The 21477-nt window shown below is 58.4% G+C and carries 17 protein-coding genes and 2 tRNA genes; 12 read left to right on the top strand and 7 right to left on the bottom strand.

The window, feature by feature from the left end; genetic code table 11:
• Positions 1–84: 84 nt before the first annotated feature.
• From APR53_07845 to APR53_07855, 3 genes are all read left to right on the top strand, one after another.
• Complete coding sequence (locus APR53_07845; GenBank protein KQC05373.1) at positions 85–1854, top strand: indolepyruvate ferredoxin oxidoreductase subunit alpha; 1770 nt, start codon at positions 85–87, stop codon at positions 1852–1854.
• Entirely contained in the window at positions 1851–2441 is a 591-nt protein-coding gene (locus APR53_07850) for an indolepyruvate ferredoxin oxidoreductase subunit beta (protein ID KQC05374.1), read from the top strand. Before APR53_07845 ends, APR53_07850 begins: the two co-directional genes overlap by 4 nt.
• Positions 2442–2640: 199 nt before the next feature.
• Entirely contained in the window at positions 2641–3159 is a 519-nt protein-coding gene (locus tag APR53_07855; protein ID KQC05375.1) for a hypothetical protein, read from the top strand.
• Positions 3160–3184: 25 nt separating this feature from the next.
• Here the strand turns inward: APR53_07855 and APR53_07860 are convergent, their stop codons facing one another.
• From APR53_07860 to APR53_07875, 4 genes are all read right to left on the bottom strand, one after another.
• Positions 3185–3772: a hypothetical protein gene (locus APR53_07860; protein ID KQC05376.1), complete on the bottom strand. Its 588-nt coding sequence runs from the start codon at positions 3770–3772 to the stop codon at positions 3185–3187.
• A 22-nt stretch (positions 3773–3794) separates the two neighbouring features.
• Positions 3795–3880 (bottom strand) — tRNA-Ser (locus APR53_07865).
• 58 nt (positions 3881–3938) lie between these two features.
• A complete protein-coding gene (locus APR53_07870) occupies positions 3939–4892 on the bottom strand; it encodes an H/ACA RNA-protein complex component Cbf5p (protein ID KQC05377.1) in 954 nt (317 codons plus the stop codon).
• Entirely contained in the window at positions 4889–5587 is a 699-nt protein-coding gene (locus APR53_07875; GenBank protein KQC05378.1) for a uroporphyrinogen-III synthase, read from the bottom strand. Before APR53_07875 ends, APR53_07870 begins: the two co-directional genes overlap by 4 nt.
• 87 nt (positions 5588–5674) lie before the next feature.
• On the opposite strand from APR53_07875, the gene APR53_07880 reads away from it, so the two are divergent.
• The gene (locus APR53_07880; protein ID KQC05379.1) at positions 5675–6883 is read left to right on the top strand and encodes a hypothetical protein; all 1209 of its coding nucleotides are present in this window, start codon (positions 5675–5677) and stop codon (positions 6881–6883) included.
• A 4-nt stretch (positions 6884–6887) separates the two neighbouring features.
• Here the strand turns inward: APR53_07880 and APR53_07885 are convergent, their stop codons facing one another.
• Complete coding sequence (locus APR53_07885) at positions 6888–7814, bottom strand: conjugal transfer protein TraR (protein ID KQC05380.1); 927 nt, start codon at positions 7812–7814, stop codon at positions 6888–6890.
• A gap of 140 nt (positions 7815–7954) precedes the next feature.
• Here APR53_07885 and APR53_07890 point away from each other — a divergent pair, with 140 nt between their 5' ends.
• Genes APR53_07890 through APR53_07900 form a run of 3 tightly spaced genes read left to right on the top strand, consistent with a single transcriptional unit; the run spans position 7955 to position 10181 of the window.
• Entirely contained in the window at positions 7955–8812 is an 858-nt protein-coding gene (locus tag APR53_07890; GenBank protein ID KQC05381.1) for an RNA-processing protein, read from the top strand.
• A complete protein-coding gene (locus APR53_07895) occupies positions 8813–9415 on the top strand; it encodes a fibrillin (GenBank protein ID KQC05382.1) in 603 nt (200 codons plus the stop codon).
• A 55-nt stretch (positions 9416–9470) separates the two neighbouring features.
• The gene (locus tag APR53_07900; protein ID KQC05389.1) at positions 9471–10181 is read left to right on the top strand and encodes a hypothetical protein; all 711 of its coding nucleotides are present in this window, start codon (positions 9471–9473) and stop codon (positions 10179–10181) included.
• A 6-nt stretch (positions 10182–10187) separates the two neighbouring features.
• Here the strand turns inward: APR53_07900 and APR53_07905 are convergent, their stop codons facing one another.
• Positions 10188–11105 carry a hypothetical protein gene (locus APR53_07905; GenBank protein ID KQC05390.1) on the bottom strand — a complete coding sequence of 306 codons (918 nt, stop codon included), beginning with the start codon at positions 11103–11105 and terminating at the stop codon, positions 10188–10190.
• 45 nt (positions 11106–11150) lie between these two features.
• Positions 11151–11223: transfer RNA gene (locus APR53_07910), tRNA-Gln, on the bottom strand.
• A 436-nt stretch (positions 11224–11659) separates the two neighbouring features.
• Between APR53_07910 and APR53_07915 the strand changes: the two genes are divergently transcribed.
• From APR53_07915 to APR53_07935, 5 genes are all read left to right on the top strand, one after another.
• Positions 11660–14095 (top strand): hypothetical protein, encoded by a 2436-nt coding sequence (locus tag APR53_07915; GenBank protein ID KQC05383.1) that lies wholly within the window; start codon positions 11660–11662, stop codon positions 14093–14095.
• A gap of 145 nt (positions 14096–14240) precedes the next feature.
• Positions 14241–15764: a thymidine phosphorylase gene (locus APR53_07920; GenBank protein ID KQC05384.1), complete on the top strand. Its 1524-nt coding sequence runs from the start codon at positions 14241–14243 to the stop codon at positions 15762–15764.
• Positions 15765–15777: 13 nt separating this feature from the next.
• Positions 15778–17184, top strand: a complete 1407-nt coding sequence (locus APR53_07925; protein KQC05385.1) for a hypothetical protein — start codon at positions 15778–15780, stop codon at positions 17182–17184.
• Entirely contained in the window at positions 17181–18170 is a 990-nt protein-coding gene (locus APR53_07930; protein ID KQC05386.1) for a hypothetical protein, read from the top strand. Before APR53_07925 ends, APR53_07930 begins: the two co-directional genes overlap by 4 nt.
• Positions 18171–18384: 214 nt before the next feature.
• A complete protein-coding gene (locus tag APR53_07935; protein KQC05387.1) occupies positions 18385–21351 on the top strand; it encodes a hypothetical protein in 2967 nt (988 codons plus the stop codon).
• Positions 21352–21477 lie beyond the last annotated feature (126 nt).

The following is a 21477-nucleotide window of genomic DNA, read 5'->3' on the forward strand; positions in this document are numbered from 1 at the left end:
ACCATTCCGGGTTTTTATAGGTTGTGCATTGTCTTCGGACCAGCACATTAAAAAGGTTTATTGGGGTACTACTTGGTGAATTGTATGGTTACGCGGTACATGCTCGGAAACGAGGCGATTGCGCATGCCTGCCTCGAGGCGAACATCGATTTTGCGAGTGGCTATCCCGGGACCCCGTCTTCTGAGGTCATCGATATTCTCAGGACACAGGAGGAGCGTCCCTTTTATATCGAGTGGTCGGTGAACGAAAAAGTCGCCTATGAAAACGCACTGGCCGCCGCATGGTGCGGCCAGCGTTCCCTGGTGACGATGAAGCACGTGGGCCTCAATGTGGCGGCCGATCCGCTGATGACAAGCGCCTATACGGGGGTTGTCGGCGGTTTCGTGGTGATGAGTGCGGACGATCCCTTCGCCCACAGTTCCCAGAACGAACAGGACAGCCGGTGTTATGCGCGGTTTGCCCGGATACCCTGCCTTGATCCCTCCACCATACAGGAGGCGCACGACATGATCCGCGACGGATTCGCCCTTTCCGAGGAATTCGGCCTCCCCGTGCTGTTCCGGCCCACGACGCGGATATGCCACTCAAAAAGTGATGTCTCTATCGGCGATCCCGGGACAGAGCACCGCACAGGAGTATTTACGAAAAATCCCGCACAATACGTTGTCATTCCCGCCCATACCCGTGTGCTCCATAAAAAGCTGAACGAAAAACAGCCCGCACTGGCACGGCGGCTTGTTGATCTCGGGTATAACCGCGGCTGGGTTAAAGGGAAAACCGCGGTGATTGCCGGTGGCATTGCCATATCCTACGTGGAGGAGACGATCCCCGGTGACGTGTCGCTCGCAAAGATCGGGGCGTACCCGATCGACGAAGAATGGCTCGAAACTTTCGTAAGGCAGCACGACACCGTCATTGTGATCGAGGAAGGAGCACCCGTCATCGAAGAGATCGTACGGCAGGTGGCCGGCACGGTCACGGTCCTTGGCAAGAAGAACGGGTATGCCCCTCTGGAGGGCGAACTGAGCCCGCGTACCTCTGAGGCGATTCTGGAGAAAGCCGGGGTGCTGTCGTTTTCACCGTATCCGGATACCGAAGCTGCCGGGGGGGTTCCGCCGCGCCCGCCCATACTTTGTGCCGGCTGCATGCACCGGGCGGCATTCTATGCAATGAAAAAAGTTTATCGTGATGCGGTCTATCCCAGCGATATCGGTTGTTACACGCTGGGGATCCAGCTCGGTACGGTGGACACAACGATCTGCATGGGTGCCTCGATCACGGTGGCGAGCGGAATGGCCCAGTCGGGTGAGGCGCGCGACATCATCTGTTCAATCGGTGACTCCACGTTTCTCCACACCGGGATCCCCGGCCTTCTGAATGCGGTCTACAACGGCGCCGATATTACGGTCATGATCCTCGACAACCGCATCACCGCGATGACCGGCCACCAGCCGAATCCCACGAGCGGTTGCACCGCATGCGGAAACCCGGCGCCGCAGGTCTCTCTCGAAGCGATCTGCCGGTCCTGCGGGGTTCCGTTTGTGGAAACCGTCGACCCGTTCGATCTGACCGGGACGCTCGAGGTGCTGAAGGCGGCACGCCAGCGTGACGGGGTCAGGGTCATAATTGCGAAGCAGCCCTGCGTCATCACCGCACGCCGGGCGGGTGTCAGGCGGAAGCGGTATGTCGTCGACACCGAGGCCTGCACCGGCTGCCGGGCCTGTGTCAGGTTCGGCTGCCCGGCAATCGAATTTTCCGGGGACGTGGCATCCATCACCGATCTCTGTAGCGGCTGCAGCGTCTGCGCCCAGATATGTCCTGTCGGTGCGATACGAATGGAGGGACGGACATGAACGAGAGTTTTGACGTGCTGATCGTCGGCGTCGGCGGTCAGGGAACGATCCTCGCGTCCAACGTGCTGGGCGAAGCGTGCCTCATCGAAGAGCGCCACGTGATGAGTGCGGAGACCCATGGGATGGCGCAACGAGGCGGTTCGGTTGAGAGCCATGTACGCATCGACGGTATATTCGGACCCCTCATCTCCCCCGGAACGGCGGATCTCATCATTGCGTTCGACATGCTCGAAGCGCTCCGGTACCGCCATTTCCTGAAAGAGGACGGACGGATGATCGTGAATTCCGCAGTTGTCATTCCGACATCGGCATTCCAGAAGGATCTGCCGGTCCCGTCTCACGACGAAATTCTCACCCGGCTCGGAACGCCGGTACCCTGCGTCATCGATGCGGCGGGCATCGCGCTCGAAGCCGGGAGCATCCTTGCCCAGAACATCGTCATGCTGGGGGCGGCATCGCATTACCTACCGCTCCTTCCCGACTCCCTCACCCGGGCCGTGCGTGCCCTCGTGCCCCCGAAAACCGTTGAGATCAATGTCCGGGCGTTTGACATGGGGCGTGACGCGGCCCGCGGCTGCGGGACCTGATCCTCCCCTTCTTTTTCATACGGCCTTCAGAGCCCTTTCATCGAAAGGCAATCCCCGGCAGTGGGATTCGGGTGGTGCGCAGCGATATGGCAATAATCCCGCTGTACACCGTGCTTATTTCACAACAGTTTTGATTCTTAACATCAAGAGTCGAATTGGTGACGTGATGCAACGATACCGGAGTTTTTCGAGCGGGACGGTGCTGCTTGCCAGCATCGCCTGCTGTGCCGCCCTTTTGCTGTTTGTTTCCGGCTGCTGCCTTCTGGCGGCACCGGGCCCCGCCCCCGCAAAGACCGTGTCCGCCGACCAGCCGCGGGAAGCGACCTGGGTGGAAGCGACTGCCGCCGCGACCGCCGATCCCTGCGTACCGCAACCGACGGATGCTGTCCCGGCAGGATACGAGGTCGAGACCGGTATTGCGAAGGATCCGATAACGGGCGAGATCACCGTGAAGGTCAACGGCGGCAAAGGTCTTTCCCTGCTACAGAGCATGGAGGTCAGAGTTGTGCACCCGGACAGCTCTGATGAATGCAAAGTAATCAATCAGCCGAAAGTAAACGATGAGGTGACAATCCCGGGAACGAAGGACGGCAGTGACCGTGTCGTGATCGAGAAGACCTACAGCAACGGCGCGATTTATATCACCGATGACGCTCTCATCGCCGGTCGCGAGCTCCGTACCGGTGGGCAGGGCGGCGGCGGTGGTGGCGGCTGTTAATACTCCTGTTATTTTCAGTCCGGTTTCAAAGCCATCCTTCTTTTTCCGGGTTCCTCCACCCATCGATACGGGCATCTGCTCCGGCGACGAACGCCAGCAGGAATCCCGCCTGTCCGATTCCGTAGAGAAATCCGGTGACAATGCGGATGAGCGCCGTGCTTTCATAGGGGGTTGCCAGCTGCATCGTGCCGTCGATGACCATCGGCAGGCCGAGGCAGATGCCGGTCGCGATGACCAGAAGCCGCGGATTGCGCGTTTTCGGAAGAAAGCCTCCCGCATATGCAAAAAATCCCCGCCGGGGACGAACGACAAGCGCCGCCCCGGCCAGAGCCGTCATCCCGAGCAGGATCCCGAAACAGCGTTCGCAGAGTGGCATCGGAATGCCTGCGAGTGCATAGGAGCGCTCCGGCATCTGGTGGCAGAGAAGTCCGGCCGCTTCATAGACGGTGGCCACAGCCGGACTATCCCGGGCGCCATCGGATCCCCCTCCCGCCGCAGCCATGTGCGGTGCGATGACCACTACGGCAAGCGCTGCGAGACAGACGGTGGCAAGCACGGCGGCGAACACGTCGGTGGCCGTCTGTGCGCCGGAGAACCTGTCCTTTTTAACCATGCGAACACTCCGAAAACAGAAACGCTGAGGGGGAGATTTGAACTCCCGAGGGGCCAACGCCCCACGGGCTTTCCAGGCCCGCGCCCTACCGGACTAGACTACCTCAGCACACAGGGATGTCCGTTCGCCCTGCAGTCTTACCTATTTGTGCGGCATTTTTTTAATGCTATGCTTTTTTAGACGGAGCATCGTCTGCGTGGGGCTTTGACGTCCAGCCTTTCGGATAGGTGCCGGGCTGCATGAACACGGTCTCGGGTGCGACGACAAGACCGGGAGACCCCGGGGCAATGGACGAGGAAGGAACAAGCGCCCGCCCGAGGCAGACGAGCTCGCCCTTTTTTGTCAGGACAGCAACCCGGTCTCCCGCATCACATGCCGTTACCGAGAGGACCCCGACTCCGGCGAGCACCGCACCGTGGCAGACCGCATCGACTGCCGTGTCCCGGATGACCACCTGCGGCGCATCCCCCACCGCCCGATCGGGAGGAATGATAAGGTCGTCGAGCGCCCGCGGATCCCCTGCTTCGGCTTTGCTGCAGGCATCGGCCAGATCATGGAGGGTGCAGGCATCCGATTCCGTAAACAGCCCGGACTTCGTGCGGCGGAGTTCCTGCATATGCGCACCCGTGCCGAGCGCCAACCCCATGTGGTGGCAGAGCGACCGGATATAGGTTCCCGCGTCGCATTCGACACGGAAGAGGACCAGTCTCCCGAGAACATCGAGAATCTCTATCGCATGCACCGCACGGATACGCAGTGCACGGCGGACGGCGCTCCGGCGGGGCGGGCGCTGGTAGAGCCTGCCCGTGAAATTCCGGGCGACGTTCCGGATCGCCGCCTCGTCCGCATCTGCATGAAGCCGCATGAGACAGACATACTCCTTGTGATGCCTGAGGAGAAGCGGTGCGAGGCGCACGGCCTTTCCGAGCATCACGACGAGCACTCCCGAGACCATCGGATCCAGGGTGCCCGAGTGGCCCGCAGGCCTCCCGGTAAGGTCCCGCACCCATGCGGTCACCTGGTGGCTCGAAGGCCCGCGGGGCTTGTCAATAATGATAATCCCGTTCCGCTGCCCCGTGCCTGCAGCCGGTTCCGCCGACTCGCCCCCGGGTGCCGTCATCGGGGCGTTCCCTCTCCTGTATTTGCCAGATGCCGGTTCAGCGCCGCAAGCGTACCTGCGAGCGATCCGTCGCCGACGACCTGCGGGGGTACGTCTCCCGCCGTCATCGCCGCCGCCGTGACCTCCCCGATTGCGATGGCCATGAGATCAGCCCGGGGTGTCCATATCGCATCCGTAAACGAGCGTGCGCTCGTGAAGATAATTGCATCCGCATCATCGGTACGGAGCGTCTCACCGGTCGGGGCAAGGCCGTATACGCGGACTTCGCCGGGCACTCCGCCGCGATCCCGGATTGCATCGAGCAGGGGTTCGTTCGGGACATCGGCACGGGGAATCCCTATCTCCTTTCCTGCCAGCCACTCGCCGAGATAGGGTGCGAAGTCGCGCGAATAGAAGGAGGGAAGCGTTTCGCACTCGATCCCGAAGCCCTGCAGCGCCGCTGCCGTTGTGGGGCCGATTGCTATCACGCGGGGCCACCGGGTAAGAAGCGGGCCTATCAGCCGTGCCGGAAGGGCGCTCGTGAAGAACAGGGCATCGAATTCGCCCCGGTTTACCCTGTCCGCAAACGCCAGAATTCTGTCCCTGTACACATCCGCACGAATCGGGGACACCGGATAGCAGTCGTGCCCGTACCCCCGGCAGAGTGCCCGGTCGCCGTCGCCCTTTTCTTTCAGGCGGGTGATTGCGATCTTCATTGTCAACTGTACTCTCCCTCCGGCGATATACCTGTATCTGTTCCGGATGGTTTATCGTGCATTCCGGGTAAAATCACATTCTGACGCATGCTTGGGATTCTCGCCGGTACAGCGGTCGGCATCGGGCTCGGGGCGGCAAGCGGCCTGACGCCCGGGGTTCACGCAAACACGATGGCAGGCTTTCTCCTCGCCGTGCAGGGGCTTCTTCTGCCGCTGTTCGGCCCGGAAACCGTCGCTGTTGCGATGTTTGCCGCTCTCGTCACCCATACGTTCCTCGATATCATCCCGAGCACATTTTTGGGGATTCCCGATCCCGACACGGCGCTTTCGGTGCTGCCCGCCCACGCGTTCTGCCTCGCGGGGAAGGGTGAAGAGGCGGTGCGCATTTCCGCTCTCGGCAGCGCATACGCGTCCCTGCTTGCACTCCCGCTTTCTCTGGTCTTTATCCTGCTGCTGCCGTCGGTACAGCCGATCATCGACTGGGGGATTGGGCTTGTACTCCTTCTGGCCGGCGGACTCCTCATCGTATACTCGGACAGCCCCTCGTGGTCCCTTGCGGTATTTCTGGTCTCAGGCGCCCTCGGTGTGTTTTCCTTTCACTATGCATTCCTCGGATGGCATACCGCCGGAATGTCGTCCGTTCTCATGCCGCTCCTGTCCGGGCTTTTCGGGATATCCGTGCTCCTGTCCGCATCGCACGGAATGATACCGGAGCAGCACTGGGATGGGCACTCCTGGAGTATGCGGACCATCGTACGCCATACCGGCATCGGCGCCGTCGCCGGAGCGTGCGTCGGATGGCTGCCCGGCCTTTCGAACGCGACGGCGAACGCAGTCCTGCAGTCCGCCGTCTCTTCGGACCACGATCCGGGAGGCTATATCATCGCGACAAGCGCGGCAAATACGGCAAACGCTTTTCTCTCCCTTGCCGCCCTGTTTGCGCTTTCCCGCATGAGAAACGGCGTGATGGCCGCACTCGCGTCGCAGGATCTTCCCGGCATCGACGTACTTCTGCTTGGCGGGATGATGGCGGCGCTGTGCGGCTATATGCTCACGGTCCGGCTCTCCCGGCTTGCACGTAAATTCAACGGCATTCCCGTGCGCCGTCTCAGCACGCTGGTCATCGTCCTCGTCATCGTCCTCACCGTCGTCCTGTGCGGACCGTTCGGGCTCTGTATTCTTGCCCTCGCCACCGCCGTCGGGTCGGTGCCGCCTCTCGTCAACGTCCGGAGAGTCGCCTGCATGGGTGCCGTAATGATCCCCGTCATGCTCTATTCGTTCGGATTTCCCGTCTGATGCTTCAGGCAAGGATTCCGAAAAGCCAGACCATATAGGTTGCGTATCCCAGAAGGAGCAGCACCGCCCAGTACCGGGTGAAGCGGTCCGTTGCGGCAAACAGCGGGACCGTTGCCAGAGAAAGAAGGGCCATGACACCGATATCGAAGAGACCGGGGATCGGAACCGGCCTGATGAGAGCGCCGGAGCCGAGTACAAAGAGAATGTTGAAGATATTGCTGCCCAGTATGTTGCCCACGGAAATACCGGCATGTCCCTTCAGGATGGCGACCACCGATGTGACGAGTTCTGGCAGTGACGTACCAACAGCCACCATGGAAAGCCCGATGACAAAAGCTGGAATTCCGAGGAATTCGGCAAGGGTGACGGCGCTCCCGAGCACGAGCTGCGCCCCGGCAACAACGGCTACGAGCCCGCCGATCGTCAGTATCCAGTCCTTCTGCCCGTGGCTTTTTATGGGCTCGCCATCCGTTCTGCCGGTCTTCCAGAGGGATCGGAGGATCAGAATGAACGCGGCAAGCAGTACGATGCCCGCAACAAGGTCGATAATTCCGCGAAGGGAGAGCAGCACAAATACCACGGTGGCTGCAATCATGAGCCCTGTCTCGTGATAGAGCGTCTTTCCCGCCTCCCGGTCGTGACCGGCGACTGCGGGTTTTAAGGCGGCGCAGAGACCGAGCACGAGAGCAATATTGGCGATATTGCTTCCCACGACATTGCCGAGCGCGATATCCGGCTTATTGATGATGATTGCGTTGATGCTGACGACCCATTCAGGAAGCGATGTCCCGAATGCGATGACGGTAAAGCCGATGGTCGTCGGAGAGACGCCGTATCGCGTGGCCAGCCCGCCGCCGCCGTCCACAAAATAATCGGCGCCTTTTACGAGCAGCGCCAGACCGATGATGAAGAGAACGGCGGAAATAATCATAAGTCACTGTACAAAACGCGGAACCATGCATTAATTATTGCGAAATACCCCTGCAGGGTGCCTGATTTCCTGCGTGTATCAGTTCATCACGCTCTGCCGTTCGGACCAATTATATAATGACGGATGACACTATCTGTGACATGCAGCGCTACTGGTTCGGGGACGTTTCTGATGACGGGCAGTGTGTGCCGGCACCGGCGGACATATCCGTCCTCGCATCGCGTGTCGGTTCTCTTCACCCGGATATGGCCGGTTTCGTTCCGCTTTCCGTGGATACCGCGATTGCATGCGGGTGGGTGCAGGACAGGACGGAATACATCAGGCGACTCAGGAAGGTCTGTATCGCCATTGCGGAAGAGGCGATTGCCACCTATTATACCCAGAGCGACAGGGAACTTCTGCAGATGGTGCGGATTCTCGACGAGATGGATTCGGTTGTAAACCTGCTTTCCGAACGGGCGACAGAATGGTATATTGTGCGGAATCCCGGTTTTTCACGTAAATACCGCGCAATAACCGCCAAAAAGATGGTCGCCCGTATGAAAGGGGACGCATCCGCACCCCTTGCGCGCATCGCCGCCGATATCGAGCGGATTTCGGCTACACGTTCGGCTCTTATGCGGGAGGTGTCATCGCTCGCCGACCGCGTGGCGCCCAACAGCAGTGCGCTCGTGGGCGGTCTCGTCGCAGCCCGCCTGATCGCAAAAGCAGGCGGTCTTCGGGAGCTGGCATCCCTTCCTGCGTCGACCGTGCAGGTGATCGGGGCTGAAAACGCCCTCTTCACGCATCTTCGTTCGGCGACGCCACCCCCAAAGCATGGCATCATTTTCCAGCACAGGCGGGTTCACAACGCCCCGAAAGACCGGCGGGGGCGGGTGGCACGGGTACTTGCGGGAAAGCTGGTCATTGCGGCACGGATTGACTATTATCGGAACGAGGCGGATCCGCAGTTTCTGGAAAAAGCACAGGCACGAATCGACGCCGCAGGAGCGGACTAAATGATCCTGATCGACGGCGTGCTGGTCTCCCCGGGTGAAGGGGGCGTCTACGGGGAACGGATGCTCAAGGGGTACCGTGTATGGGATCCCTACCGGAGCAAATTTGCGGCACTCGCCCATGCCGGGGTGGCTCCCGATCTGCTTCCCGGCATGGTGGTACTCTATCTTGGGGCCGCCAACGGGACGACCGTATCCCACGTGGCGGATTACGTCGATACGGTCTACGCTGTTGAGTATGCCCCCCGTCCTATGCAGGATCTGCTTGAAGTGGCACGCCGCCGGAAGAACGTCGTCCCGATATTCGGTGATGCGACCCGCCCGGCCGGCTATGCCTCGTGTGTAGAATCCGTCGATCTGCTCTATCAGGACGTGGCGCAGCCCGATCAGGTTGGAATCTTCGTAAAAAACGCCGCATTCCTGAAGAAGGGGGGGACTGCGGTGCTCATGCTCAAGGCCCGGAGCGTGGACGTGAGGAGAGATCCCGCGGAGATTACCCGCGAGGCGGTCTCCGGTCTGGAGGCAGGGGGTTTTTCCGTGAGGCACGTCTGCCGGCTCGATCCCTATCATCGTGATCATGCGGCACTTGTCGTTACACGCCGGTGAGCCCGGCGCCCCGCCTGCCCCGAACCATCATATAGCTCACCTGCCCATGACATGCATGGACAGGTATATCTTCAACCCCTTCACCGTCATCGCACTCGTGCTGTTTTTTCTGCTGATGGTGGTTATCATCCCGTTCATCCTTCTGGGGCTCATCGGGGGTGCCCTCACCAATCTCGGCTTTTCATGGGGAGAGGCGCTGTCTCTCCTTGCCCTGATGCTGCTGGGCAGTTTTATCAATATCCCTGTCACGACGCTTGAAAACCGGCAGGTGGTCGTCCGGCGGGAATACACGATCTTCGGGATGTTGTACCGGATTCCCCCGTTTTCCTACCGGACTGTTGTGGCGGTCAATATCGGGGGTGCAGTCATACCGGTCATTATCTCATTCTACCTGCTCTTCCTTGCAGCCGTTCAGATGGGGCCCGTTGTCCTCGTATCCGGGCTCGCCGGCGTCGCCATCGTAACGCTCGTCACCAACCGCGTGGCACGCCCCGTGCCCGGGCTTGGTATTGCCACCCCGCTGCTTATTCCGCCGCTTGCCGCACTGATAAGCGGCATTATCCTCGCCGGGGCCAATCCTGCAACCGCACCGTTTGCACGCCCCCTCATCGCATACGTCAGCGGAACGCTCGGAACGCTCATCGGGGCGGATCTCCTGAATCTCAGGCGCATTGGCGAACTCGGGGCCCCGGTTGCCAGCATCGGCGGTGCAGGTACATTCGACGGCATCTTCCTCACCGGCATCATAGCCGCGTTCCTTGCCTGAACCGGTTCAACGCCTTCTGTTCCGGCGCAATTCCGCCCTCTGCGGCCTGCCGGGCGGACGCGGTGCGCCGGGAGAAGCGCATCTCCGGTAGATGGCATCGAAGACCCGGATCTGCCTTTCATAGACCCCCGGGTCGTTTTCTTTATACTCGAGGCTTATCTGCACCCGGGGCCGCCGCCTGAGAAATGCCATGACGGCGGAAAAGTCGAGGCCGCCCTCCGGGTGATCGAGCGCAAGGTGCTCGTCACGCACCGAACCGCTTCTCATATTGGAGAGGTGGCAGAATGCCACCCGCAGGGTATCGAATGCGGCAAGTTCACGCAGGAAGGAACGCCCGCAGGCATTAGCGGCACAGGAGAGATGGGCGAAGTCCAGACAGTATCCCCGGACACGCCCCTGCCCGATTCGCCAGAGTTCGGCCGCCGTCGTCCCGATAAAACGGCTCTGGTCATACACCTCGGGGAGATTTTCAAGAAGAATACGCCGGTCCCGGTGATCATCAAGGAAGTCCCTGATGCGGATGATCGCGTCCTCTCTGGTTCCCCGACGGTATGTTCCGGGGTGGAGGACGATATACGGTGCGCCGGTCCGGTCGGCGGTTTCGTATGCCTGCCTCATCGCTCTCTCCGTCCATGCAACTGCCGCCGCACGGTCCCTGCCGCACAGGGCTGCGTCCGGATCGCACGGATTCACGCCCTGCCCGTGATGCGGGGCATGGACGATGACGGGGGCGCCTGACGAGGCGACGGCATCCAGCCGCGTGCGGAACGGGCCTTCGGGCCCGGGTATCAGCAGTATCTGGATATGGTCAATCCTTCCCGCTGCCGCCATATCGGCGAGCGCTCCGAAGGTTGCCAGATCATCTGACCTGACACCGGCACCGATGCGGTAGGGCCGGGTCCGTCCGGCATGCGATGAATTCACGGGAAAAAATCGCAATGATGCACGAAAAAAGTGACGAAAAGACTATAGCCCGGAGCAGATTCGAACTGCTGTCGGGGGATCCAGAGTCCCCCATGATTGACCGCTACACTACCGGGCTGCTTTGCCTTGTTTTGTTGTTCCTGCACTATTATTAAAGTGACGATTCCGTTGCAGGAGCGGGAAAAATTCTCCTCCGGGACAGTTTCATGCCTCCGGAATGCCGCACCGGCGCCCCTGCATCGATCCGGTGCTCTCCCTGTCCGGTCGGAGACCTCCGCGGGGAGAAGAACCCCGCCCTTCATGAGTACTGAAATGAAAAACCATGCAGGCGTCAGATCCTGATGGTTACAATGCGCAGTGCATCTGAATAAGGCATTCCCGCTCTTCTTCGCGGATTTTCTGGTTCGACCAACCACAAAGGATATATTAAGTGTCCCCCAAATAGTGGAGTATATTCCGTCATTCGGAGTATGGGGCTTGGTGAATCCGTATTCGACAGGTGTCGAATGCATCAGGGACCCTTCCCCTCAGAGTTCAACGAAAAGGAGGTTTGTATGAAGAGTATTACAAAAGCAATGGTAATCGCCGTTGTCATGATACTGGCGGCATCTCTTGTTGTTGCACCCGCAGCAGCGAGGATCGGCGCCATTACCGATGTACAGGATGGCGACACTATCTTTGTGTATGAAACAGGTCTTAACCTGAACAATGTCACGCAGCTGGCTATGACCACCGTGACGTCGCTGAGAAAATACAGCGATGACGACCCGACAAAGGCTCTCCTCAACGAGATCCCTGTCTCGAACAGGGCAAGCTTTGATGTGCTTGATGCCGCTGTCGCCGGTCAGTACGGTGTATACTATCCGTTCCCCGGCGTGATCAACTCGACGTTCAGCAACACGACCACGATCCGTGAGCCGACCGCAACCCTTGATGTGGTCCTGAACACCTCGCACTCCGACTCGATCAACGGCAAGAGTGTGACCAAGGCAACTCTCCTTGCGTTCAAGATTACCGCTCCCTACGTCGGTGCGAACTACAAGTACACCATCGGTGGCACGACATACTACGACTCACAGGTGAAGGTCGAGCTGACGACACCCGGCGGCGGTAAGATTACCACGTTCGGCACCGTCGACTACTCGAAGATCTGGCTGAACAACTCGCAGCTCTACACGGATCTTGCGAAATCACTGAACGCGGCATCCGTCCTCACGGATGTTGAGGCAGGCACCTATTCCGCCGTCGTCAAGTGGGTCCGCCCCGGCGGGTTCAGCGACTACGCGGCAAACTCGAACTCCGTGACGTTCACGGTCGAGAGCCAGATCCTCAAGATCGAGTCCGACAAGGACACCGTCGTCCGCGGCAACAGCTTCGTGACCACCATCTCCGGTGAGAGCAAGAAGAACTACTACGTCTACATCAAGGACGCCTCGCTCACCAGCGGTAACGACTACCCGGTCATCCTTCTGGGACAGCCCAGCGTAAACCGTACCGCGGTTGCAAATGGCGTTATTAATGGAGCTGTCACTGATGAAGCAGCTTTCCTCGGAACTGGAGCAATCGTCACCACGTCCGCATCCGGAACCCGGCCCATCGAGTTCAACACCTCGGTAGCCACCGACGACCGCAGCTTCACCATTAAGGTTGTTGACCCGCTCGACCTCACCAAGTACGACACCGTCAAGGTGAAAGTCGAGAAGGGCGCCGTTACCCTGACGGCATCCGGCGACCAGACCTACTTCCTTGGTGAGGAAGTGACCCTCTCCGGTACCAACACGGACACGAGCAACATCTACCTGTTCATCACCGGTCCCAACCTGAACACCAACGGTGAGCGGCTCGATCTGATCGGCACAGCGTCCGTTACCAACACTGTCAATACCTTCAAGCAGGTCACCGTCGAGACCGACGATACCTGGGAGTTCAAGTGGGACACCGCAAGTGTCGGCCTTGACGCAGGTACCTACACGATCTACGCAGCCTCGCAGCCCAACAACAAGGGCGACCTGACGAACGTGAAGTACGCAACGGTCTCCATCGTTGTCAAGAAGCCGTTCGTCTCCGCAACCACCTCCGCATCAACCGTTGCAAAGGGTGACAAGCTCTTCATCACCGGCACTGCAGAAGGCAACCCCACGCAGGGTATCGCAGTCTGGGTACTCGGCAAGAACTACTACCTCCGTGCAACCGAAACCGTTGAGGATGACGGTTCATTCTCGTATGAGATGACCCGCGGCATCACCGCGGCAATGGCCAGCGGCCAGTACTTCGTCGTGGTCCAGCACCCGATGTACAACGACCAGTTCGACATTCTTCCGAACGTCGTTGGTGCAGTCACCTGGGTCCGCAACGCAATCACCGGCGGTGGCCAGAATGTCTTCATCGTTGACGGTGCAGGCAGCCTGCAGGGCTCCGACGCCGCAGAGGCACTCGTTCAGGCGATCAACGACCCGAACATCGACGATACCTACACCAAACTCACGTTCCTCGTAGAGGAACCCTGGATCCAGATCGATCCGATTGGCGACAAGTTCGTTGGTGACACGTTCACGATCACCGGTACAACAAACCTGGCAGTCGAAGATGAACTCCTCGTTGAGGTTGTTTCCTCCTCGTTCAAGCCCACTGAAAAGACCCAGAGCGGTGAATTCAGCGGCGCTTCCGGCACTACCGCCATCACGAAGGGCGACACCTACAACACCTGGGCATTCGACGTGGACGCAGCTACCTTCAAGCCCGACGAGTACATCGTCAAGGTAGAGTCCATCGAGGCAGGCCAGACTGCAACCGCGACCTTCAACGTGCTCGCTGGCGCAGCCCCGACAACTGCCCCGACCGCAGGCCCGACCGCAGAGCCCACGGGAGAACCGACTGCAGAACCTACTGCAGCCCCGACCGCACAGCCCACTGCAACCCCCGGATTTGGCGCACTTATTGCCCTGATCGGTCTTGGTGCAGTTGCTGTTCTGGTGCTCCGGAAACACTAAACTTTTTTTTTCTTTTCGCGAATCTTTTCGTCCGCTCCGGCGGTCGCATTACTCCCTTGCCAAAACCGTCCCTGTTCATCGGTTCGCTTATATTGTCCCGCATCCAAGTACGGGAAGACTTCCGGGGTCATGAACAGGTGTCTCTATGAAACTCTCGGTTCGATTGATGGATATCACAAGTCGCGGTGTGCTTCTGAATCGTGCAGACGCCCGCTTCATCGGCGTTCTTGATGGTGACCGGGTGCAGGTCATCCACGAAAGCCGCGGTATTGCCGTTCCCGCCGTCGTGGACACGACATCGTCGCTTATTAACCAGGGCACGATCGGGATCTACCGCCTCACCAATGATCGCCTGATGGTTGCCGACGACGACTCGATCGAGGTGCGTGAAGCGCCCTCCCCTGTCTCGATCGCCCACATCAAGAAAAAAATGAACGGAATGCGGCTGAACAAGACGGAGATGTTTGAGATTATTTCGGATGTTGTCAACGAAGATCTCTCTCCTACCGAACTGACGGCGTTTGTCACCGCCTCGTACATCAATGAGCTTGATATGGACGAGATCGAGCATCTGACGCGGGCGATGGTCGAAACCGGTGATCAGCTCCATTTCTCCTCGCACCCGATCGTGGACAAGCATTCAATCGGCGGTGTTCCGGGAAACAAGATATCACTGCTGATTGTGCCGATCATCGCGTCAACAGGCCTGAAAATCCCCAAGACGAGTTCCCGTGCGATTACCGGAGCCGGAGGGACGGCCGATCTGATGGAAGTGATCGCACCCGTCGAGTTTTCCGCATCGGAAGTGCAGCAGATGACCGAAAAAGTGGGCGGTACCATTGTCTGGGGTGGCGCAACCAACATCGCACCGGCAGACGACCGGATCATTCTTGTCGAGTATCCCTTCAAGATCGACGCCCGCGGACAGATGCTGGCGAGTGTCATGGCAAAAAAAGCCGCTGTGGGTGCTGATCTTGTGGTCATCGACATACCGGTGGGGGAGAATACGAAGGTGTCAACCGCACAGGAAGGGAGAAAACTCGCACGCGATTTCATCGAACTCGGAGAGCGCCTCGGGATGAGCGTCCAGTGTGCCCTTACCTACGGCGAATCACCGGTCGGCCATTCAATCGGTCCAAACCTTGAAGTGAGAGAGGCGCTCGCCGTTTTGGAGGGAGAACGCGAACCGAATTCCCTCGTACAGAAGAGTATTTCCCTCGCGGGCATTGCACTTGAAATGGCGGGGAAGGCGGCCCGTGGCGCAGGTGCCGATCTTGCACAGGATCTCCTGTCATCGGGAAAAGCGCTTGAAACCATGAAGGCGATCATCGAAGTGCAGGGGGGCGATCCTTCCGTCAGGTCAGCCGACATCGTTCCGGGGGATCACTCGTTTGACGTGCACGCACCCGAAACGGGGTATGTCATCAACCTCAACAATCATGCGCTCATTACGATTGCCCGGGCTGCCGGAGCCCCGTCTGACAACGGGGCAGGCATCTACCTGCATGCCAAGAAAGGCGCACGCGTGCAGAAGGGTGATTCGATATTTACCATCTATGCTGAAAAAGGGTGGCGTCTTGAGAAGGCGATTGAGGTGGGCCGCAGGCTGATGCCGGTCGTCGTCGAAGGCATGCTGCTGGATCGCCTCCCGTCGGAGCACTGGGCATGAGGGGTGGACGACTTTGAATCAGACGGGTGTAGTCAGGGGGGCGGGCGCCGCCCGGCTCTGCGTGGCACTGGTAATTCTCGCGGCTCTCATTCCTGCGGCGCAGGCAACAGTGCTCTCGTTTACGGTTGTGGACGAAACCGATCAGGCTCCGCTGGACGGTGCATCGATCTATATTGACGGGAATTATATCGGAAAGACGGGGAGTTCGGGTAAGTACTCCTACGAGCATGCCCGGACGTCTTCCTTTAACGTGAAGATTGTCATGACGGGGTATGACGACTGGGTCGACGTCCTCTCCGATACCGCGACAGGGGTGACCGCATCCCTGTCCCGGAAGACGATCTTTCTCACCGTTACCGTCTATGATGCGATGACACTGCAGCCTGTCGCGGATGTGCTGGTAAAACTGGACGGTGAGGAGGGTTCCGATTCCGGACGTTCCACTGCTGCCGGAGGTGTGGATTTCGACGTTCGGGCCGGTGCAACCTATAATGTGGAGATCCTGGCACCCCGGTACGATACTCTCTACCGGACTGTCGAAATGGGAAACAGTGCAAAGGATGTGCAGTACTGGCTCTACAGGAATGATCTCTTCGTCATCCGGGTTGTGGATGCTGAAACGCGGTCTCCTCTTGCCGGTGTCCTTATCATCGTGAATGATCGCGAAGAAGGCATTTCAGGTGACGACGGGGCGCTTCCTCTCTATCTCGAGAGGGAGCGGTCCTATGTCATCACGTGTGAAAAAGACGAGTACCAGACGATCACCGAGACGCGGTACGTGACCGATGAGGACGCGGTGTTCGAATATCTCATGTCGAAATCGCTCTATTCTCTCTCGATCTCTGTTTTTGATACTGAAAAAACACCGGTTGAAGGGGCGACCGTCTATATTGACAATGCCTTCCACGGGACGACCGGTACCTATGGCAGCGCAGGGCTTCTTAACCTGCAGGCGGGCGTGCATACGGTCGAGGTCAGGAGGGAAGGATTCCTGACGTGGACATCGGAGATCGAGATGCGTGACGGTGGAACGGATCTCACCGTCGAACTTGCTTATGCGAAGGCGGCAGTGACCGTCCATGTTGCCGACAATGACGGCCAGGCCGTATCCGGGGCACGTATTCTCGTGGACGGCGAGTACCGTACAACAACGGACGATGCCGGGATTGCCGTTCTGGAACTTCCCGCCCATCGGATATATAATATCACGGCGCTTTGCTCCGGGTACCGCCCTGCTTCGGTCTCTCATGATATACCCTCCGGCACGAGCGCTGCCGACGTCTCGCTCGTACTGGCACCCGAACTGGACATGGCACTGTTTTTTGTGGCGGGAATCGGAATTCTGGTAGTGATAGGCGTTGCACTGGTTATCCGATGGACTCGCGCCGCACCGCGTCGGAGGAAGCCGCGCCGACTTTGATAATTACTAATGATATCTATGATCAGTATGGCAATTTCATTGACAGCAGACGTGAGACAGATGAAGGGGTGCCCGGGAATGCGGAAACCATTCAGTTTAACTGCTCCCCTGCCGATGCCGGATTCTGGGATGGTGCGGCATATGCCACGACAATGGAAAGCCCTGTGAGTGAGGGGGGAGAAGCCTCCGTACTCTTCCGGGCATCACCCTATATCGGGACAAATATCATACTCATCGAACCCCCGGCGGGGATACCGCCGCGCTGGCTCTCCATTCCCGGCACCGGCACGCTGGAACCCTGTTCAATAACCGTCTCCATCCAGCCGAATGTCGACACCCCTCCCTATGTACGGGCCGATGGCACGAGCAGGTTCTATCTGACATACGCGCTCGCCGATCACTTGGGCAATCCGGCGTGCAATTCGAGCGTTACTATTACAACATCGGAAGCTGGTGAGCTGTATTCATCGCGGACGAATTCCGACGGGCAGATCCTGATCACGTACGGCCCGCGTGACAGAACCGGAATCATCACGATAACGGCCCGTTCTGTTGTCAATGCGTCTGTCTCTGTGAGCCGGGAGGTCGGGTTCGTATCGATGGATGGCTGCGACATGCTCGTGACGGCAAGTCCTCAGGTGATGGCAAGCCATGATGTCTGTGATACGCTCGTTGCCGAGGTGAGGGCCAAGGTGATGGATATCAAAGGGAATCCGGTGGAAGGCGAGACGGTGGAATTTCAGATAGTGAACTGTCTCGATGACGCGGCACAGGTAAGCCCTCCGGCCCTTCAATCGGCATCTGCCGTGACCAATGCCGACGGATATGCGATAGTCGACTTTGTTCCCGGAACGTTTGAAACGGACTGGCGGGAGGCATGGTATACCGTATCTGGATTATTGCACGGGCGGCAGATGCGCCCGAAGATCTCAAATATCTTGACGGATGGATCCGGATCGGGGCGGCGGGGAAATCGTATATTTTGATAGAATAGATACACTATTTTATTAAGTTGATTATCTCTAATGTTTATTCATTGACGAAATCATTATATATTTTTGGAGTTTATTATCGGTATATACGTGCCGGTCTCCCTCTTTGTGCAGCACGGAGCATACCCGTTCCGCTGTACTTCCTGCCCGTTGATCCGGCACGCTGATTCCGTCTTCCAGTCATTGCACTGCAACGAGGGGTATAACCATGAAACACAGAGCACTCATCCTGTTGCTCACCGCGTGCGCTGTCCTATGCAATCCGGCCGCTGCCGCCACCGCACAGGATTTTACATTGAATTCCGACACGGACTGGCTTGTAGCGGGTGAAGGGAGTGCGACAATCAGTGCCGCGCTGAACGGATCGATTCCCGGTGTCACCATCTCACAGGTAGTGTTTTCCTGTGCTGATGCATCGTTTGGCCAGGTGGATCACACGGTTGTGACAACCGCACCGTACACCACGACATTCGGCTCCACGAAAAGCGGAATCGCACCGATCGAAGCTCAAATCTGGTATTCTGAAGGGGGAAATGCGTCGGTGGTAACGAAAACCCTCGACCAGAAGATAGACCATAATCTGCCGTACCGCATTTCATCGATCAGCCCCATCAGCGAACTGACGGTCAATGAAGCGACTGATATCGTTGTGTGCATGCAGGATATCTTTACAAATCCCGTCGACAATCTTCGCGAGGCCGATGAAAACCGGCTGAATCAGGCAGAAAAGATCCGGTTTACGTGCTCTCCGGACGATGCCGGATTCTTTAACGGAATGACGTATGTCACCGATTTTTCAGAACCTGTGGATGCATCCGGCACGATATCCGTGGAATTCAGGGCATCCCGGCAGGTTGGAACGAACATCATTCTCATTGACCCGGCACAGGCAGTCCCGTCCCGCTGGCTGGCCATCCCCGTTATCGGCGATTCTCAACCCGTTTCGATAAGCGTCTCCGTACAGCCGGGTTTGGGCAATCCTCCCTTTATCCCAGCCGACGGGAAAAGCCTCTTTTTCCTGACGTACCTGCTGGAGGACCGGTACGGGAATCCTTCGGGCAATACTACGGTCACTATCACGCCGTCGGATACGGGTGTCGCGGAAACGCTTCGCACCAATTCGGACGGTCAGATCAGGGTCACGTTCGGGCCGCGCGATACGACAGGCGTAATCGAAATTACGGCGCGGTCGGATGTGAACGCGAGCGTCGTGTCGCACCAGAGTCTCGAGTTTGTGAGCACCGATCCCACCGACATGCTGCTGACGGCAAGCCCGCAGGTAATGCCCTCCCATGATGTGGATGCGGGTCTCGTCTCGCAGTTGCGGGCAAAAGTCCTGGACCAGAAAGGCAATCCCGTGCAAAATCAAGTTGTAACATTCCAAATCCTGAATCAGGTCAATGATTCCGCACAGATCAGCCCTCCCTCGCTTGTTTCAACCACCGCCAGCACAAACCAGAACGGATATGCCATTGTGAATTTCATACCCGGCACGTTCGAGACCGACTGGCAGAAGGCACATTATGACGAAACGGCGGAAGCATCGTGTGATATCCTGGCAATCTGGAATACCACCTCACGAACCGTGGCGCTTGAGTGGAAGAATTTCCCCTACCTCAGTGTCGAAACGGAGGTTGATCCCGAAACCGTTGCAGTCAATGAAACCGTTGACGTGACGGTCCGGCTTGTCGGAAACGGGTGGGCGCTGCAGCCTGATCCCATCGATGTCATGCTCTGTATTGACCGGTCCGGAAGCATGCTGGAGGATTATCCCGACCGGATGGTGTCGACCATGAATGCCGCCAAGATTTTTAACGGGGAGATGTCTCCTGCTCGTGACCAGGTCGGCCTCGTATCGTTCGGCAATTATGGCTATACCGATATATTCTCGTATTATTACAAGTACTGGGCCGGGAAAGACTCCACCTCATATGACGACTGGAGCTATGTCAGCAGTTACTATGCCGGCAATCCCACAAATTATGGGGGATACGCCACGCTTGACCTGCCGCTGAGCTATGACCATACGGTCGTGGATGCCGCGATCACCTCGCTGGTCCCGAACGGCGGCACACCCATGCGGTACGGCCTGTACGAGGCGGGCAAGGAGCTGATCGCCAATTCAAATCCGGGTGCGGTCAAAGCGGTTATTCTGCTCACCGACGGTGACTGGAACACCGGCGGCGATCCGCAGGGCGGGTACGGCGTCACCTCCTTCCCCGAAACGGGGACGGGCAGTGTCATCACCTGGATAAAGAACAACAATATCAGAATCTATACGATCCGGCTGGGGAGCTCCGGCAATGAGGCCGATCTTCAGGCATATGCGGCAGAGTCCAACGGTACCTACTACCACGCCCCTACGGGTGACGACCTTGCGGCGATCTATACGGAGATCGCCGGCGATCTGAAGACCGCAGCGGGTGTCGACACGAGCATGGACATCATGTTTGACGGCATCGAGATCAACAATGTATCCTACGCCGGTGATGCGGCCGACATCGTAGAGTACGTCTACCAGGTCGGAGACTCGACAACCATCGAGAGCTGGAATTTCACGCACACTATCATCCCCCTGACATCAAAAGACCAGAGGGCGGACTGGAACGCCTGCCGGAGCCTTAATTTCACCGTGGATGATATCGGGACCATCCGGCTGAACCAGACATGGGAAGCGCATTTCCTGCTGCGGGTGCTCCAGGGAGGCAATATCAATATATTCGGCCCGGATTCGCTGATCAGCTTCGACAACGGAGCAGGCACCCTGGCGCTCCCCGATACATTCATTACCGCCGTGCCGAACCTGAACGCGACGGGAATAGATTTCATGTCCCTCTCCCTCGAGAATTTCGAGAGCCCCAACCGCGATACGTTTGTCGATACTCTCCAGCTCACATGGGACCTGAATTATACCGGCCAATTCGACGTGACCCAGTCCCTCTGGTATCAGCGTGTCGGTGACCCCACCGCTGTCAGATTCAAGCAAATCGTTGCGGTGAATCCGATCCCGATTCCGGCAGCATATGCAACTTCTCTCGACTGCCGGAATCTCAATCCCGGAGAGTACCTGATCTGGATTACTGCAAAAGCCCCGGATGCACCGGACGACAGGGCCGACATTGCCGGTGCCATCAGGATCGGGAACAGCGGCGGAGCATTCATCCGGATAGAATAACCATTTTTTTCGCGGGCACTGCCGAATCATAATGCATTCTGCAGGTACAATCCGGCAGATTCTCACACATCTTCCGAACAGTGCCGCCGTACGGATCCAGCGGGAATCGAACCCGCGTCCTTGGGT

Origin of the sequence: Methanoculleus sp. SDB, from assembly GCA_001412355.1 — an archaeon.
In the GTDB taxonomy this organism is placed as follows: Archaea; Halobacteriota; Methanomicrobia; order Methanomicrobiales; family Methanomicrobiaceae; genus LKUD01.